This is a genomic window from Arthrobacter sp. AFG7.2 (assembly GCF_002892835.1).
Taxonomy (GTDB): Bacteria; Actinomycetota; Actinomycetes; order Actinomycetales; family Micrococcaceae; genus Arthrobacter.
Window position 1 is genome coordinate 1 of the sequence record NZ_PJMB01000001.1, and the last position, 15925, is coordinate 15925.

Genomic DNA, 15925 nt, shown 5'->3' on the forward strand with positions numbered 1-15925 from the left:
CGAGGCCCAGCGCATCCTCGCCGAAGACTGGTCCGTTTCCGCCGACGTCTGGTCCGTGACGTCCTGGAACGAACTGCGCCGCGACGGCCTCGCCGCCGAAGAGGAAGCCTTCCTCAACCCCGGCGAACCCGCCCGCGTCCCCTTCGTCACCCAACAACTCGAAGGCGCCACCGGCCCCGTCGTCGCCGTGTCCGACTACATGAAAGCCGTCCCCGACCAGATCCGCCAATTCGTCCCCAACGAATTCGCCACCCTCGGCGCCGACGGCTTCGGCTTCTCCGACACCCGCGCCGCAGCCCGCCGCTTCTTCAAAAACGACACCCACTCCATCGTGGTGCGTTCGCTGGAGATGCTGGCACGCCGCGGCGAGGTGGATGCCCAGGCCCCGATCAAGGCGATTGAGAAGTACAGGCTTCACAACGTCAATGCGGGCACCACCGGCAACGCCGGCGGCGAGGCGTAACACACCCCCTGAGCAATACCGCGACGGCGGCTCCCTCCGCAAGGTGGGGGGCCGCCGTCGTCCTTTAAGCCCTGGATGCATGTGACGCAGGGCAAAGCTGATTGTAGCCTTTGCACAAATGGAGGTTGCGGGTCGCTGCCCGTATGCTCAAAGAATGCCAGCACCCGCCACCCCGTCCGCCAAGCGCAAACCGTCCACGCCGAGGGTCACGCCGGAAAAGTCCGAGACGCTGAAAAAGCTGCGGGCGAACGTGGGCCAGCTTTCCACCACCACCATGCGGGAACTGGAAAAGTCTCTCCCCTGGTACGGCCGGCTCAGTTCCGACGAGCGGTCGGCTTTGGGCATGGTGGCACAAAACGGCATTGCAGCTTTTGTCACCTGGTACGAAAGGCCCAGCTCTCCGTCCTGGATCCTGACTGACGTGTTCGGGACAGCGCCCACAGAACTGACCCGGTCCATCAGCCTGCAGAAGGCGCTGCAGCTGATCCGGATTGTTGTTGAGGTGGTGGAGGACCAGGTCCCCGTCATCGCGCCGGAGGCTGACCAGCCGTCACTCCGGGAAGCAGTGCTCCGCTATTCCCGTGAGGTGGCCTTCGCTGCCGCAGACGTTTATGCCCGCGCCGCCGAATCGCGGGGGTCCTGGGACACCCGGCTCGAGGCCCTGATCGTCGATGCGATTCTGCGCGGCGAAAACACCGATGCCCTGCGCTCCAGAATCGCGGCGTTGGGCTGGAAGGCCCAGGAACGTTTCACTGTCATGGTGGGCAACTCACCGTCCGAGCCCAGCGCCAGCTACGTCAGCGAGTTGCGCCGGATGGCGGGCCGGTACGCGGAGGACGCGCTGGTGGGCATCCAGGGTGACCGGCTCATCCTGATCCTCGGAGGCGTGCAGGACCGGGAAACCGCGTATGTGAAGCTCAGCGAAATGTTTGCCCCCGGACCCGTTGTTTACGGCGCTGAGGCCGGTTCACTGCTGGAGGCGAGCGGATCTGCGCAGTCGGCTTTTGCGGGCCTCACTGCGGCCAGGGCGTGGCCATCCGCGCCCCGCCCGGTGGCTGCCGACGATTTGCTGCCCGAACGGGTCATCTCCGGGGACGACGCCGCCCGCCGTTCATTGGTCAAGAACATCTACCGTCCCCTGCTGGCGGCCTCCAACGGGCTCGTTGAGACCCTTGGCACCTACCTGGAGCTTGGACATTCACTGGAGGCCACCGCCCGGGAGCTCTTCGTTCACGCGAACACGGTGCGGTACCGTTTGAAGCGCGTCTGCGACGTCACGGGCTGGGATCCACTCCTCCCAAGGGAGGCGTTTGTCCTGCAGGCCGCGCTTGTGGTGGGCCGTCTTTCAACGCCGCCGAAAGCCGCTGCGGAACGCCAGCCGTCCCGGAATCAGCCCTGAGCCGTTGTAGACTTCCTACAACCTGACCCCGTGAGCTTGGTGCGGACAAACACCGCTGGATCACACAGTAATTTGGAAAGCTGGATACGTGCTTGCAATAGTCTGCCCTGGACAGGGCTCACAGACCCCGGGTTTTCTGGCCCCCTGGCTGGAACTGCCCCCGGTGGCGGGCCAACTGGCCTCCTTAAGCGACATTGCAGGCATTGACCTGATCGCCCACGGAACCACCTCGGACGAGGAAACCATCAAGGACACTGCCGTGGCGCAGCCCCTGATCGTCGCGGCCGGCCTTGTTGCTGCCGCGTCGCTGTTCGATGTTGAGCTCAGTTCCCTTCCGGTCATCCTGGCCGGCCACTCGGTAGGTGAAATCACTGCCTCCGCCCTCGCCGGCGTCCTGACCGAGCAGGAAGCCATGACGTTCGTCCGCGAACGCGCCAACAGCATGGCAGCGGCCGCGTCCGTCACTCCCACTGGCATGAGCGCCGTGGTGGGCGGCGACCCCGCCGAAGTCCTGGCAGCCATCACGGCCGCGGGCGCCACTCCCGCCAACGTCAACGGCGCAGGCCAGACCGTTGCCGCCGGCACCTTCGAACAGTTGAAGGCCCTTGCCGAAAACCCGCCGGCGAAGGCCCGGGTGATTCCCCTGAAGGTTGCAGGCGCCTTCCACACGAGCCACATGGCTCCCGCCGTCAGCGCGCTCAAGGCACTGGAACCGCACCTGAAGCCCCAGTCCCCGAAGGTGCCCCTGCTGTCCAATTACGACGGCGGGGAAGTCACCAACGGCGGTGCCGCCGTCGACAGCCTCATCGCCCAGGTTTCACGCCCCGTCCGCTGGGACCGGTGCATGGAAACGATGGTTGCGCGCGGCGTCACCGGGGTCATTGAACTTGCTCCTGCCGGAACCCTGGCCGGCCTCGCCAAGCGGGGCATGCCGGGTGTCAAAACCGTAGCCGTCAAAACACCCGACGATCTTTCCGCCGCCCTGGCGCTTTTCGCAGAATTGGAGGGAAACGCATGAGCGTCCCCACGCTGAAGCAGGCTCCCATCCAGGAGCACACCCGCATCCTGGGACTTGGCGCCTACCGCCCCGACGTCATCGTGACCAACGAGGACGTGTGCCAGTGGATTGATTCCTCTGACGAGTGGATCCGCCAGCGGACCGGAATCGTCACCCGCCATCGTGCCGCCGCCGATGTCAGCGTCATCGATATGGCAGAAGGCGCAGCCCGGGAGGCAATGGAAAAGGCAGGCATCGACGCTGCAGACCTCGGCGCCGTCATTGTCTCCACGGTGACCCACCCGTATGCCACCCCTTCCGCTGCCGCCAGCCTCGCGGACCGCCTCGGTGCAACTCCGGCTCCTGCCTTCGACATTTCGGCTGCCTGCGCGGGATACTGCTACGGCATCGCCCAAGGCGACTCACTGGTCCGCTCCGGCGCCGCGAAGTACGTCCTGGTGGTCGGCGCCGAGAAGCTGTCCGACGTCATCGACAACCGGGAACGCACCATTTCCTTCCTGCTCGGCGACGGCGCCGGCGCCGTCGTCATCGGCCCCTCTGATACCCCCGGCATCGCCCCTTCTGTCTGGGGATCGGACGGCAGCAAGTGGGATGCGATCGGCATGACGCGCTCCATGCTGGACGTCCGCGACCTTGGCATGGCAGCCCGTCAGTCCGATTCCACCGGCGACCTGGCACTCCTGGAAGAAGCGCAGGAACTGTACCCCACCCTCCGCCAGGACGGACAGACGGTCTTCCGTTGGGCCGTGTGGGAAATGGCCAAGGTGGCCCAGCAGGCCCTGGAGGCAGCCGGCGTCGAAGCAGAGGACCTGGTGGCTTTCATCCCCCACCAGGCGAACATGCGCATCATCGACGAGATGGTGAAGAAGCTGAAGCTGCCCGAGACAGTTACAGTGGCACGGGACATCGCTGACGCAGGCAACACCTCCGCAGCGTCCATTCCGCTCGCCACCCACCGCCTGCTGCAGGAGAACCCGGAGCTGAGCGGCGGCCTGGCCCTCCAGATCGGCTTCGGCGCCGGCCTGGTGTTCGGCGCCCAGGTAATTGTCCTTCCTTAGGAACGCCCCAAACGGGCCGCATCCGCGGCCTGAACCATTTCCGGCAGCCACTGCCGGCAATATAAGAAAAGGAGCCATCAATGGCTAGCAACGAAGAGATCCTGTCCGGGTTGGCTGAAATCGTCAACGAAGAGACCGGCCTGGCCCCCGAGGCCGTAGAGCTGGACAAGTCCTTCACCGAGGACCTGGACATCGACTCCATCTCCATGATGACCATCGTGGTCAACGCCGAAGAGAAGTTCGGCGTTCGCATCCCCGACGAAGAGGTCAAGAACCTGAAGACCGTCGGCGACGCCGTCAGCTTCATCGCCGGAGCCCAGGCCTAGTCAAGGCTTACGCCGTTCCACGGCTTGGCAGGGCTGCCGGTCCGGATGACCGGACCGGCAGCCCGCCGCATTTATCCGGCAGGCTGCTTCACGCTTCGCTATGCCTGGCGGCGCTGTTCCTTTCGGCGCTGTCCCTCCCGGCAGGCTGCCGAACATCAAAACGCGGGACCTCCGGACGACGGATCCCCACCGACAGAGAGTGATCCCATGACACGCAAAGTAGTCATTACCGGTCTGGGTGCCACCACACCCATCGGCGGCGATGTACCCACAATGTGGAACAACGCGCTCAAGGGGGTCTCCGGTGCCCGCACCCTGGAGGACGACTGGGTAGCAAAGTACGAACTGCCCGTCCACTTCGCCGCGCGCTGCAGCACCCCTGCCCTGGACGTGCTCAGCCGCGTTGAAGCCAAACGCATGGACCCTTCCACCCAGTTCGGCGTCATTGCCGCCCGTGAGGCATGGGCAGACTCCGGCATCACGGAGTTCGACAAGGATAGGCTCGCCGTTGCTTTCGCCACCGGAATCGGCGGCGTCTGGACACTGCTGGATGCCTGGGACACCCTGAAGGAAAAAGGTCCCCGCCGGGTCCTCCCCATGACCGTTCCGATGCTGATGCCCAACGGTGTTGCCGCAGCAGTCAGCCTGGACCTTGGCGCCCGCGCCGGCGCCCACACCCCTGTTTCCGCCTGCGCTTCCGGCACGGAAGCCCTGCACCTCGGCCTGGACCTGATCCGCTCCGGCAAGGCAGACGTCGTCATGTGCGGCGGTGCTGAAGCCGCCATCCACCCGATGCCCCTCGCCGCTTTTGCGTCCATGCAGGCCCTCTCCCGCCGCAATGACGACCCGGAGCGGGCCTCACGCCCGTACGATACCGCGCGTGACGGCTTTGTTATGGGTGAAGGCGCAGGCGCCCTGGTGCTTGAGGCTGAAGAGCACGCGCTGGCCCGCGGTGCCCGCATCTACGGTGAACTGGCAGGAACGTCTGTCACTGCCGATGCCTACCACATCACTGCTCCGGACCCCGAAGGCCTGGGCGCCACCCGTGCACTGAAAGCTGCAATGTTCGATGGCAGGATCCAGCCTGAGGACGTGGTACACGTCAACGCTCACGCGACCTCCACGCCAGTGGGTGACAAGCCGGAGTACACCGCCCTCCGCGCCGCCTTGGGAAACCACGTGGACAACGTGGCCGTCTCAGCGACGAAGTCGCAGATGGGCCACCTCCTGGGAGCATCCGGTGCCGTCGAAGCCGTACTGACAGTACTGGCCGTGTACGACCGGAAGGCACCCGTCACCATCAACCTGGAAAACCAGGACCCGGAAATTCCGCTCGACGTCGTCACCTCCGCCCGCGACCTGCCCGCCGGCAACATCGTGGCGCTGAGCAACTCGTTCGGCTTCGGCGGCCACAACGCTGTTATTGCGGTCCGTAGCGTCTAAAGTCTCTGACCTGCTGCTGACGCGAGAGGAGGCCCTGCCAGATAGCAGGGCCTCCTCTTTGCTATGGAAGAACGGTCAGACGGCTGTCAGCCCACCTGGTGCAGCCAGCGGACGGGTGCGCCTTCGGCAGCGTGCCGGAAGGGCTCCAGCTCTTCGTCCCAGGCTTCGCCGAGTGCCAGCGAGAGCTCGTGATAGACCGCCGCGGGGTCCCCGGCGCCGGATTCGTAGGCGTAGCGGATCCTGTCCTCGGACACCATGATATTGCCGTGTACATCCGTCACGGCGTGAAAGATTCCCAGTTCGGGAGTGTGGGACCAGCGCCCTCCGTCCACCCCCTGGCTCGGCTCCTCCGTGACCTCATAGCGAAGGTGCGCCCACCCCCGCAGGGACGACGCAAGCTTCGCTCCCGTCCCGGGTGCACCGGTCCAGGACAGCTCTGCCCGGAACATTCCGGGCGCAGCAGGCTGAGGGGTCCATTCAAGGTCCGTCCGCTTGTCCACGACGGATCCGATGGCCCACTCAACATGAGGGCACAGGGCCGTAGGGGCCGAGTGAACGAACAGCACACCGCGGGTCATTGCAACAGACATTCCATCCTCCATAGCTCTAGGTACGTCTTCCCCAACGACCTCTGCCTGGATGGAACTGCTGTGCCGTGCACTGCGGCTGTGGTTCCTGCCTTCGTATTCAGATGTATCAGATAAAGCTGTGTCCGGGCTTATCGTGACGCGAAAAGCTGCTAGCTTCAAGCGGGACTTGAAAGTTGCCGGACGTGACTCTTATTGTGCCGTACCCCACCAAATTACGCCAGTGCGATTCCCGGGACGGGCTCACGCCCTGGGATGGGCCTGCTGGTAGCTCTTTCGCAGCCGGTCGACCGAGACGTGGGTGTAGATCTGGGTGGTTGCCAGGCTGCTGTGGCCGAGGATCTCCTGGACCGCGCGCAGGTCGGCCCCTCCGTCCAGCAGATGCGTGGCCGCGGAATGCCGCAGCGCGTGCGGCCCTGACGCGGACGTATCACCCAGGGCAGCGAAAATGCCGTTGACCAGCGTGCGGACCTGCCTCTGGTCTACCCTGCCGCCGCGTGATCCCAGGAACAGCGCAGGCCCGCTGTTCTCCCTGGCCAGCAGCGGCCTGCCGCGCCGCAACCAGTCGTCCACGGCCAGCGCGGCCGGCACACCATACGGCACCGTGCGCTCCTTATTTCCTTTGCCGATGACGCGCAGCGTTCTCCGGTCCGGATCAAGGTCGTCAACGTCGAGCCCTGCCAGCTCTCCTACCCGGACACCTGTGGCATACAGCAGCTCCACGATGGCACGGTTGCGCAGCGCCAGCGGTGCGCCGTGGGCTGCCCCTTCTTCCAGGGCTGCCAGTAGTCTGGTCAACTGCCCGGCCTGCAGGACCGCCGGCAGGCCTTGTTCGCGTTTCGGAGCCTTCAGCCGAAGGGCGGGATCGATGGCGATGCGCTCTTCCGTGAGGGCCCAGGCCGTGAAGACCCTGACGGAGGCGGACCGACGGGCCAGCGTGCTGCGCGCTGCGCCGTCCTGGCTTTGCACGCCGAGCCAGCGCCGGAGCGTCCCTAGCTCCAGGTCCCGAAGTCCGGTGGCGCCTTCGGACGCAGCATGGGACAGGAGACTGCGAACGTCGCCCAGGTATCCGCGGAGGGTGTGTGGAGAGACGGCACGTTCAGCGGACAGGTACTGGGCGTACGCGTCAAGCGCCTCACCCAGCTCTGCCGGCAGTCCCTCGTTTTCCACTCCCCTACTGTCTCAGCTCGGGCAAGGAAACGGTTGGCTGACACGCTCCTCGCTTTCGGGTCCCTGTCCCGGCCCCGGCCCTGCCCCTGCCCCTGCCCCTGCCCCTGCACAGCACGGCACGGCCGTCAGCCGGCTTTGCCGCGTTTCCAGCCTCCCCGTTCGGAGACGGCCAGGCCCAGCAGACCCAACCGGCCGAGCCCGGCCCGCACCGACTCAAGGCTCAGCCCGGCGACCACGGACAGCTTTTCGACGGATGTCGTGGCGCGAAGCGGCAGGGCGTCCAGGAGGATCAGGTCCTCCAGCGTCAGTCCGTCCTGTACGGCAGCCTGCCCATGACGGGGATCAGGAAGAACAGAACCGGCAGGTCCCGCTAACTCAGCAATCTCGGTCGCGTCAGTGACGCAGACAGCACCACCATCCCGCAGGAGCCGGTGGCATCCTGCGGAGTTTGCGCTGTGCACAGATCCTGGAACCGCCCCGACAGCACGGCCAAGCGACTCGGCATGGTGGGCGGTGTTGAGCGCCCCGGACCGCCATCTGGCCTCGACCACGACGGTCACAGCGGACAGGGCGGCAATGATGCGATTGCGTTGCAGGAACCGGTACCGCGTGGGTGCGGAACCCGGTGGAACCTCGGCAAGGACAGCCCCCTGATTACAAACAGCCCGCAGGAGGTCCTCGTTTCCTGACGGGTAGAACCGGTCCACTCCCCCGGCCATCACGGCTATGGTGGGCACTGCGTCCGAGGCTCCGGCGAGGGCAGCACGGTGGGCATGCGCGTCTATGCCGTAGGCCCCGCCCGAGACGATCGTGAACCCGCGCTGGGCCAGCGAATATGCCATATCCCCGGTGACAGCGGCGCCATAACTGGTGCTGTCCCTGGAGCCAACAAGGGCTACGGACGTTGCTGCCGGGGGCAGCTGCTGTTCCTCTCCCCGCCACCAGAGGCACAACGGCTCCTGGACTCCGAGGTCGGCCAGCTGACCAGGCCACAGGTCGTCGGAGGGAATGATCAGCCGCCCGCCCAACCGGGCCATGGTTGCAAGGTCCCGTTCGGGCGCGAGATCGGGGATCCGGGGCTGCCAGCGTTTGAGGGACGCCGCCATCCCGGCCCAGCTGGTGGTGGAGCCGCTTTCCGTCAGCAGCCCAGTGATCTCCTGCTCCAGCTCCGGCCCGGCACGTAGTTGGCCTGTGACGATGCGCAGTGCATCCACGGCCCCAGCCACGTGAACGAGGGCAAGGCCCGCGGCGTCCTGTGGCTCCATCAAACGCGAGAGGGCGGCCCGGGAACGCCGCTCGGTGTCCAGTTCCATGGTTGCTTCCTTCATGCTGCGGCCGCCGCTGCCTGTCGAAGCCCCAGCGCCTGACCGATGTCGTTAAGGTCCGGACGCTCCCGGTGCCCCAGGTCCGCCAGCGTCCACGCCAGGCGCAGCACCCGGTCGTAGCCGCGTGCGGTCAGGACACCCCGTTCGAGTGAGTGGTCCAGAATGCGCGTGACTGCCGGTGGCAACCGAAGTGCCCCCCGCAGGACGCGGCCGGGTACCTGTGCATTGTTTTCCAGTCCGTAAGCCCCCAGGCGCTCCAGTTGGCGTGCCCGTGCGTCCAGTACACGCCGCGCTACGGTGGCGGTGTCCTCTTCGGCACCCGCCTGGCCAAAGTCCGCCAGGGAGACTCTTTCGACTTGGAGCTGGATATCCACCCTGTCCAGCAGCGGACCGGACATCCTGGCCAGATAGCGCCGCCGCATCATGGGCGTACAGGTGCAGTCGAGTCCCTTCCCGGAGGCCTTGCCGCAAGGGCAGGGGTTGGCTGCGAGGACCAGCTGGAACCGGGCTGGATACGCTGCGGTTCCAGCTGAGCGGTGGATCACCAGTTCCCCGCTCTCGAGCGGTTGTCGGAGTGCATCCAGCACGCGTCGCTCGTACTCCGGTGCCTCGTCGAGGAACAGGACGCCGCGGTGGGCGCGGGACGCGGCTCCTGGCCTGGGAAGCCCTGAGCCGCCGCCGATGATGGCCGCAGAAGTTGCCGAATGGTGCGGGCTCTCGAAGGGCGGCCGGCGGAGCAGCTGCACTGCGGATGATGGCAGCCCGCACAGCGAATGGATGGCCGTAACCTCCATGGACTCCTGGTCCCCCAGATCCGGCAGGAGCCCGGGCAGGCGTTCCGCCAACATGGTCTTGCCTGCACCCGGCGGGCCTGTCAGGAGCAGGTGGTGGGCTCCCGCGGCAGCTACCTCCAGCGCACGCCGGGCATCCCCCTGGCCGGAGACGTCGGCCATGTCGGGGCACGTGCCGGAATCAACACCGGCGGCCGCCCTGCCGTCCGCGTCGTCGGGCTCGAAATCAAGTGCCAGCTCCTGGGGGTCCGCACCGAAATCCAGTGCCAGCCGCGCCAGGGTGCTGTACCCGCGCACCTTGGCGTCGGGCACCAAAGATGCCTCCGCCAGGTTTGCCTGCGCTACAACGATCTCCGGATATCCCGCCTGCACCGATGCCATCACGGCCGGAAGGATGCCCCGGACCGGCCGCAGCCGGCCGTCGAGCCCCAGTTCTGCGATGAAGACGGTCCGCCCGGTGGGTTTGATGTCATTGGCCGCACGGAGCACAGCCATGGTGACGGCGAGGTCGAACCCGGATCCGCGCTTGGGCAGGGAGGCAGGAATGAGGTTGGCCGTGATCTTCCGGCGGCTGAGGGGAATGCCGGAGTTTTTCGCAGCGGACCGGATGCGCTCTTTTGCCTCGTTGAGGGAAGCGTCCGGAAGGCCAAGAAGCACGAATGCCGGGAGGGTCTGGCCGATGTCGGCCTCTACCTCCACGATGTACCCGTTCAGGCCCACCAGGGCGATGGAGTAGGTGCGGCCCAGCGGCATCTATCCGACCCCCTTGAGGTGTTCCACCAGGGGCGACCCGGCGCCGTCGTCTATCACCGCGATGACGTCAACCCTCCGCAACGGCATCCTCAGCTCACGGTCGCGGCACCAGGCTGCGCCCAGCCGGTGCAGCCGTGCAAGTTTTTCCGGTCCCACGGCCTCAAAGGGATGGCCGTAATCGAGGGTACGGCGGGTCTTCACCTCCGCGATCACCAGGGCGTCGCCGTCGAGGGCAACAATGTCTATTTCGCCCTCGGTGCAGCGCCAGTTACGCTCCACCACCAGCATGCCAAGGGTTTCCAGATAGCCCGCGGCGAGGTCCTCACCGTGCCGGCCCAACAAGTCCTTCGATTTCATTTCTACCTCCGCAACCAGACTGCGGGGGCCGGGGGCACGGAGGACAGGACGGCAATCGGCTATGTGGATAAAGCCCGCACGACGTGTGCAGGGAAAGTCAGCCGCGCAGAAGGAGTGCGGGCTGCGGAAGAGCTAGCTGCCCAGGTCGACGTCCTTCGGCAATGCCAGTTCCTCGTTGCGCGGAAGCTCTTCCACGTTCACGTCCTTGAACGTCAGGACCCGGACACTTTTGACGAACCGGGCGGAACGATACACGTCCCAGACCCAGGCGTCCTGCAGCGTCAGGTCGAAGTAGACTTCGCCGTCGGCGCTGCGGGCCTGCAGATCCACGTGATTGGCCAGGTAGAAGCGGCGTTCGGTCTCGACAACGTAGCTGAACAGCCCGACGACGTCGCGGTATTCACGATAGAGCTGAAGCTCCATGTCGGTTTCGTAGTTTTCAAGATCCTCAGCACTCATGCTTCCATCTTGCACCATTGGCAGGGCACCGGCGTCCGGAACGCAGCAGTTCAGTCCCCGCCGGCAGGCTGTTCCCCGTCCGGCAGCCCACCGTCAAGGAGTTCGCCGCCGAGCAGGCGCCAGCTGACCCGGTGGTAAGGCGTGGGTCCGGCAGCACGGAGGACATCCCGGTGCAGGGCGGTGGCGTAGCCCTTATTGATGTCCCAGCCGAAATCCGGGAACTCGACATGAAGGTCCCGCATCATCCGGTCCCGTTCAACTTTTGCGATGACACTCGCAGCTGCCACACTCAGGCACTGCATGTCCGCCTTGATCCTGGTGTGCACCGGAGCATCACAGCCGGCTTCGAAAACCGGTTCGTCGAACAACGACGGCTGCTCCACGGGTGACAGCCAGTTGTGGCTTCCATCCAGGAGTACAGCCTCAGGGCTGACCCCCGTGGCCAGGACTTCCCGCCACGCCCGCGTTCCGGCAAGCCGCAGCGCAGCGATGATGCCGAGCGCGTCGATTTCCTGGGCAGAGGCGTGCCCCACCGCGGAGGCAACGCTCCACCGGCGCACCAGCGGGTCAAGCCGTTCCCGTTCGGCCGGGCTCAGGAGTTTGCTGTCCCGCACCCCGGCCAGGGGCTTCTGGCGTTCCAGGTCAACCACGGCAATCCCGACACTGACAGGCCCGGCAAGCGCCCCGCGGCCTACTTCGTCAACCCCTGCAAGGTAGCGGATGCCTTGGGCCTTGAAAGTCCGCTCGTGCCTTAGCGTAGGAGCTTTTGCGCGTGCGGGAACCTTCGTGGACCCGGACCGGGTTTTGACTGCGGTGGGCATGTCAGGGCGCTGCCGGTACGTTTCGGAACACGTCGGGGTAGTTGCCCAGGGTTGTGATCCGGCTCAACGGCCACGCGATGACAGCGGCCTTGCCTTCGAGATCGGCGATGTCGATGAATCCGCCGCCGGAATCCATGTGGGCACGGGAGTCGGCGGAATGGTTCCGGTTGTCGCCCATGACCCACACCTTGCCTTCAGGGACGGTGACATCGAAGTTGTGGACCTGCGGAACTTCGGCCGGATTGATGTAGCTTTCGTTGATGCCGGTCCCGTTGATGGTCAGTTTACCGCCGGCATCGCAGCAGACCACATGGTCTCCCGGGAGTCCGATGACCCTTTTGACGAGGTGCTGCTCTGAGTTGTCCGGCAAGAGGCCAACGAAGGTCAGCCCGTCCTGGACCCACGTGAACGGCCCGCGTGGTTCTTCCGGTGTGGGCTGGAGCCAACCCTTGGTATCCCGGAAAACCACGACGTCGCCGCGACTGAGCGAGAACGGTTCGGGGACCAGGAGGTTGACGAAGATACGGTCATCAACTTCGAGGGTGTTGACCATGGATTCCGACGGAATGAAAAAGGCCCGGAACAGGAACGTCTTGATGAGGAAGGACAGGACGACGGCGATGACCACCACCGTGGCCACCTCCTTGAGCCACGCGAACACGGGGCTGCCCGCAGGCTTCGCGGCTGCTTTCGCGGCGGAGCGGCTGCTGCCTGCAGCAGCGGGTTCCGGCGAGTCAGGGCCCTGGCCGGCTGTCCCGGGAGCTGGCTTGGGCGGAGTGTCCGAAGCGCCGTCATGACGCGGTTCGGGAGTCCGCGCGTGGTTCTCGGGCATCTACTGTCCGTTCTCTGTTGTTGGTCCTGCCGCAGGCGGACGTGGTATTGAAGCAAATCTATCAAGTGGCCAGATGATGTGGACCGGCCGTCCTACCACCCTGTCCAGCGGGACCATGCCGCCGCCGGGGGCACCGAGCAGGCTGCGTGAGTCGGCCGAGACGGACCTGTGGTCACCCATCAGCCACAGCCGTCCGTCCGGAACCACCGCGCTGAACTTCTGGGTGCTGGGGGCATCTCCCCTGAAAACGTAGGGTTCGGCCAAAGGCCGGCCGTTTACCGTCACACGCCCCCCGGCATTGCAGCAGGCAACTGAGTCGCCAGGGAGGCCGATAACCCTTTTGACGTACGTGGTGTCGCTGCCGGTAAGGCCAAGCCACTGCGTGATGGAAGCCGCCGTCTCCACCAACGGACCGTTGCCGCTGTTGAGCGGGGCGAAAGTGCCCCGGCCGTCAAAGACCACGATGTCCCCGCGCCTGATGGGTTCGGCCTGGAAGTCGGTCCGGGAAACCAGAATGCGGTCCCCGCCTTGCAGCACTGGTTCCATGGAGTCGGATGGGATGAAGTAGACGTCAAGCCAGAGCGACCGGACCAGTCCGCTGGCTGCGACCGCCAGGAGGACAGCGAGGAACACAAAACGCCAGCCCATTTTGCGGGGCTGGCGTTTTGTCTGGTCCATGGTCCGTATCCTGGGCGCTGGTGCTGAAATGGCTCCGGCGCTGGCCGGATACGGCTGCGGCCCAGCCTTTGTAGGTCCGGAAGGACTTACTTGGCGGTGCTGAAGTCGCGCTTTTCCTTGATCTTCGCAGCCTTACCGCGCAGTGCACGCATGTAGTAAAGCTTGGCGCGGCGGACGTCACCCTTGGTAACGACCTCGATCTTTTCGATGATCGGGGAGTGAACCGGGAAGGTACGCTCCACGCCAACACCGAAGGACACCTTGCGGACGGTGAAGGTTTCGCGGACGCCTTCGCCCTGGCGGCCAAGGACGAAGCCCTGGAATACCTGGACACGGGTGTTCTTGCCTTCGATGATGTTCACGTGAACCTTGAGGGTGTCACCTGCACGGAACGCGGGAACATCGGTGCGCAGCGAGGCTGCATCTACGGAATCGAGAATATGCATAATTGCACTCCTGGTGAACGCCACAGGTCATTCACTTTGGGTCACGGCGGGCAAGCCCGGGGCGCGGGGCGCACCGGAGATTTCCGCCGAAAGTTAAGTAGTCCGGCCGCTTCACTGATTGATGTGGCCGGTTGCCTAAGCTGTTGGTTGCGCTCCCCCTGTAGCAGGTGCGGACCCAGCAGACACAAGGACTAATTTTGCCACACTGCGGAGGTTACAGCCAATCCCGGCGCTGCGGGCACCCGGGGACCGGCCTGCGGTCGGCAGCCGTGTGGCGCCGTCAGTCCCCGTGGTCCCCGCCGGCAGCGGGCCGCGGGCGCAGGCGGCCGTCCACGACGTCGTACCCCAACTCCTGCAGTTCCGCACGATCAGCACGGGGCAGCTTCCCGGCGTCGAAAGCTTCGAGGAGGTCCGGGCGGCGCTCTGCCGTCCGCCGGAACTGTTCGTGGCGGCGCCACTGGGAAATCCGGCCGTGGTTGCCGCTGAGGAGCACGGCAGGGACTTCACGCTCGCGCCACACGGAGGGCTTGGTGTAGACGGGGTATTCCAGGAGTCCGTCGGAGTGGGATTCCTCAACCAGCGACTCGGGATTGCCCACCACACCCGGGAGCAGGCGGCCGATGGCCTCCACCATGGCCAGCACCGCAACTTCCCCGCCGTTCAGGACATAGTCGCCGAGGCTTACCGGGCGGACGTCAAAATGCTCCCGGGACCACTCAAGGACGCGTTCATCGATGCCTTCGTAGCGTCCGCAGGCGAAAGCGAGGTGGTCCTGTTCAGCCAGTTCGTAGGCCAGCGCCTGCGTGAACCGCTCCCCCGCCGGTGACGGGACGATGAGGACCGGCCTGGCGGCCCCTTCCGGGCGCTCATCGGCGATGGACGCCAGGGCCTGCGCCCACGGTTCAGGCTTCATGACCATGCCTGCACCGCCGCCGTAGGGCGTGTCGTCAACTGTCCGGTGCCTGTCGGTGGTGAAGGTTCGGAGGTCGTGGACGTGCAGGTCCAGGATCCCTTCCTGGCGCGCTTTCCCGATCAGCGACAGTTCCAGCGGCGCAAGGTACTCGGGAAAGATGCTGACGACGTCGATCCGCATTTAGGCCTTGCCCTCAGGTTCCGAAGGGGCAGCCTCGTCCTCCGCATTCAGCTCGAAGAGGCCGTCCGGCGGCGTGAGGAGGATAAACCCTTCCTCGATGTTCACCTCGGGCACGATCTGCTCGACGAACGGGATCAGGATTTCCTTGCCGTCAGGTGTGGTGACCATCAGCAGGTCCTGGACAGGCATGGTGTTCAGCGCGTTGACCTTGCCGACCACGCGTGAACCAATCCTTGCCTCCAGGCCGACGAGTTCGTGCTCGTACCAGCCCTCGTCGTCGTCCTCGTCCAGCTCTTCAGTTTCGATGAATAGCTTGGCCCCCCGCAGGGTTTCCGCTTCGTTGCGGGTTTCAATCTCGTCGAAGCCCAGCAGCAGGATGTCCTTGTTCCAGCGTGCGCTGTTCACAGTGAGCGGGCCTGCTGACGCCGGCTCGACCACGAACTCGGTGCCCGGCACGAAGCGGTCTCCGGGGGCGTCGGTCAGGACCTGGACCGTCACTTCGCCGCGGATGCCGTGGGGTTTGCCAATTCGTGCCACCTGAAGCTGCATGTGTTCCTCTGTTTTCGGGTTGTGGTTGGTCCACGGTGTTCTGGTGAAAGCACTCCGGCCCCTCCACCGCGTGGGTGGAGGGGCCGGAGCTAAAGCTGGTTAGTGCCGAGCGCTCAGCGGCGGCGGTCGGTGTCGACAACGTCGACCCGTACCGGCTCGCCACCGGCCAGGGCTGCCACAACGGTGCGCAGTGCGCGCGCCGTGCGGCCCTGGCGGCCAATCACCCGTCCGAGGTCGTCCTGGTGGACACGCACTTCGAGGGTGTCCCCGCGGCGGTTGCTCTTGGAGCTGACCTTGACGTCGTCCGGGGAATCAACGATTCCGCGGACCAGGTGTTCCAGCGCTTCTGCCAGCAAT

At 65.5% G+C, this 15925-nt stretch carries 19 protein-coding genes; 6 read left to right on the forward strand and 13 right to left on the reverse strand.

Going from position 1 to position 15925, the window contains the following annotated elements:
- The 6 genes from CXX84_RS00005 to fabF all read left to right on the forward strand — a co-directional run.
- Positions 1-463, forward strand: a 463-nt coding sequence (locus CXX84_RS00005; protein WP_411266179.1) for a transketolase-like TK C-terminal-containing protein, incomplete at its 5' end; no start/stop codon positions are given.
- Between the two features lie 154 nt (positions 464-617).
- Positions 618-1862, forward strand: a complete 1245-nt coding sequence (locus CXX84_RS00010) for a PucR family transcriptional regulator (RefSeq protein WP_102974708.1) — start codon at positions 618-620, stop codon at positions 1860-1862.
- Between the two features lie 88 nt (positions 1863-1950).
- Positions 1951-2880, forward strand: coding sequence for an ACP S-malonyltransferase (locus tag CXX84_RS00015; protein WP_189337441.1), 930 nt, complete (start codon positions 1951-1953; stop codon positions 2878-2880).
- Positions 2877-3938: a beta-ketoacyl-ACP synthase III gene (locus CXX84_RS00020; protein WP_102974710.1), complete on the forward strand. Its 1062-nt coding sequence runs from the start codon at positions 2877-2879 to the stop codon at positions 3936-3938. The genes CXX84_RS00015 and CXX84_RS00020 overlap by 4 nt, the downstream gene beginning before the upstream one ends.
- Before the next feature lie 80 nt (positions 3939-4018).
- Complete coding sequence (locus CXX84_RS00025; protein ID WP_066292130.1) at positions 4019-4264, forward strand: acyl carrier protein; 246 nt, start codon at positions 4019-4021, stop codon at positions 4262-4264.
- A 207-nt stretch (positions 4265-4471) separates the two neighbouring features.
- Positions 4472-5707 carry a beta-ketoacyl-ACP synthase II gene (gene fabF, locus CXX84_RS00030; RefSeq protein WP_102974711.1) on the forward strand — a complete coding sequence of 412 codons (1236 nt, stop codon included), beginning with the start codon at positions 4472-4474 and terminating at the stop codon, positions 5705-5707.
- 86 nt (positions 5708-5793) lie between these two features.
- On the opposite strand, the gene CXX84_RS00035 is transcribed toward fabF, so the two are convergent.
- The 13 genes from CXX84_RS00035 to CXX84_RS00095 form a co-directional block, all read right to left on the reverse strand.
- Complete coding sequence (locus CXX84_RS00035; protein ID WP_102974712.1) at positions 5794-6297, reverse strand: DUF3145 domain-containing protein; 504 nt, start codon at positions 6295-6297, stop codon at positions 5794-5796.
- Between the two features lie 240 nt (positions 6298-6537).
- Entirely contained in the window at positions 6538-7464 is a 927-nt protein-coding gene (locus CXX84_RS00040; RefSeq protein ID WP_102974713.1) for a tyrosine recombinase XerC, read from the reverse strand.
- 125 nt (positions 7465-7589) lie between these two features.
- Positions 7590-8777: a DNA-processing protein DprA gene (gene dprA, locus CXX84_RS00045; protein WP_223252906.1), complete on the reverse strand. Its 1188-nt coding sequence runs from the start codon at positions 8775-8777 to the stop codon at positions 7590-7592.
- Between the two features lie 11 nt (positions 8778-8788).
- Positions 8789-10333: a YifB family Mg chelatase-like AAA ATPase gene (locus tag CXX84_RS00050; protein ID WP_102974715.1), complete on the reverse strand. Its 1545-nt coding sequence runs from the start codon at positions 10331-10333 to the stop codon at positions 8789-8791.
- The gene (locus tag CXX84_RS00055) at positions 10334-10690 is read right to left on the reverse strand and encodes a YraN family protein (protein ID WP_102974716.1); all 357 of its coding nucleotides are present in this window, start codon (positions 10688-10690) and stop codon (positions 10334-10336) included.
- A gap of 132 nt (positions 10691-10822) precedes the next feature.
- On the reverse strand, positions 10823-11149 hold the full coding sequence (locus CXX84_RS00060) for a DUF2469 domain-containing protein (RefSeq protein ID WP_018768279.1): 327 nt from the start codon (positions 11147-11149) through the stop codon (positions 10823-10825).
- Positions 11150-11199: 50 nt separating this feature from the next.
- Positions 11200-11970, reverse strand: coding sequence for a ribonuclease HII (locus CXX84_RS00065; protein WP_102974717.1), 771 nt, complete (start codon positions 11968-11970; stop codon positions 11200-11202).
- 1 nt (position 11971) lies between these two features.
- On the reverse strand, positions 11972-12802 hold the full coding sequence (gene lepB / locus CXX84_RS00070) for a signal peptidase I (RefSeq protein ID WP_102974718.1): 831 nt from the start codon (positions 12800-12802) through the stop codon (positions 11972-11974).
- Entirely contained in the window at positions 12803-13480 is a 678-nt protein-coding gene (lepB, locus tag CXX84_RS00075; protein ID WP_102974719.1) for a signal peptidase I, read from the reverse strand.
- A gap of 86 nt (positions 13481-13566) precedes the next feature.
- Positions 13567-13926, reverse strand: coding sequence for a 50S ribosomal protein L19 (rplS, locus tag CXX84_RS00080; RefSeq protein WP_050054723.1), 360 nt, complete (start codon positions 13924-13926; stop codon positions 13567-13569).
- Positions 13927-14206: 280 nt separating this feature from the next.
- Positions 14207-15019 (reverse strand): tRNA (guanosine(37)-N1)-methyltransferase TrmD, encoded by an 813-nt coding sequence (gene trmD, locus CXX84_RS00085; RefSeq protein WP_102974720.1) that lies wholly within the window; start codon positions 15017-15019, stop codon positions 14207-14209.
- Complete coding sequence (gene rimM / locus CXX84_RS00090) at positions 15020-15568, reverse strand: ribosome maturation factor RimM (protein WP_102974721.1); 549 nt, start codon at positions 15566-15568, stop codon at positions 15020-15022.
- A 113-nt stretch (positions 15569-15681) separates the two neighbouring features.
- Positions 15682-15924: an RNA-binding protein gene (locus CXX84_RS00095; RefSeq protein ID WP_013601399.1), complete on the reverse strand. Its 243-nt coding sequence runs from the start codon at positions 15922-15924 to the stop codon at positions 15682-15684.
- Position 15925 lies beyond the last annotated feature (1 nt).

Excerpts from the sequence above, each read along its gene's own strand:
- rplS (WP_050054723.1), bottom strand. The coding sequence starts at position 13,926 with ATGCATATTCTCGATTCCGTAGATGCAGCCTCGCTGCGCACCGATGTT.
- CXX84_RS00065 (WP_102974717.1), bottom strand. The coding sequence starts at position 11,970 with ATGCCCACCGCAGTCAAAACCCGGTCCGGGTCCACGAAGGTTCCCGCA.
- lepB (WP_102974718.1), bottom strand. The coding sequence starts at position 12,802 with ATGCCCGAGAACCACGCGCGGACTCCCGAACCGCGTCATGACGGCGCT.
- CXX84_RS00055 (WP_102974716.1), bottom strand. The coding sequence starts at position 10,690 with ATGAAATCGAAGGACTTGTTGGGCCGGCACGGTGAGGACCTCGCCGCG.
- fabF (WP_102974711.1), top strand. The coding sequence starts at position 4,472 with ATGACACGCAAAGTAGTCATTACCGGTCTGGGTGCCACCACACCCATC.
- lepB (WP_102974719.1), bottom strand. The coding sequence starts at position 13,480 with ATGGACCAGACAAAACGCCAGCCCCGCAAAATGGGCTGGCGTTTTGTG.
- rimM (WP_102974721.1), bottom strand. The coding sequence starts at position 15,568 with ATGCAGCTTCAGGTGGCACGAATTGGCAAACCCCACGGCATCCGCGGC.
- CXX84_RS00060 (WP_018768279.1), bottom strand. The coding sequence starts at position 11,149 with ATGAGTGCTGAGGATCTTGAAAACTACGAAACCGACATGGAGCTTCAG.
- CXX84_RS00010 (WP_102974708.1), top strand. The coding sequence starts at position 618 with ATGCCAGCACCCGCCACCCCGTCCGCCAAGCGCAAACCGTCCACGCCG.
- CXX84_RS00050 (WP_102974715.1), bottom strand. The coding sequence starts at position 10,333 with ATGCCGCTGGGCCGCACCTACTCCATCGCCCTGGTGGGCCTGAACGGG.
- CXX84_RS00035 (WP_102974712.1), bottom strand. The coding sequence starts at position 6,297 with ATGTCTGTTGCAATGACCCGCGGTGTGCTGTTCGTTCACTCGGCCCCT.
- trmD (WP_102974720.1), bottom strand. The coding sequence starts at position 15,019 with ATGCGGATCGACGTCGTCAGCATCTTTCCCGAGTACCTTGCGCCGCTG.
- dprA (WP_223252906.1), bottom strand. The coding sequence starts at position 8,777 with ATGGAACTGGACACCGAGCGGCGTTCCCGGGCCGCCCTCTCGCGTTTG.
- CXX84_RS00020 (WP_102974710.1), top strand. The coding sequence starts at position 2,877 with ATGAGCGTCCCCACGCTGAAGCAGGCTCCCATCCAGGAGCACACCCGC.
- CXX84_RS00025 (WP_066292130.1), top strand. The coding sequence starts at position 4,019 with ATGGCTAGCAACGAAGAGATCCTGTCCGGGTTGGCTGAAATCGTCAAC.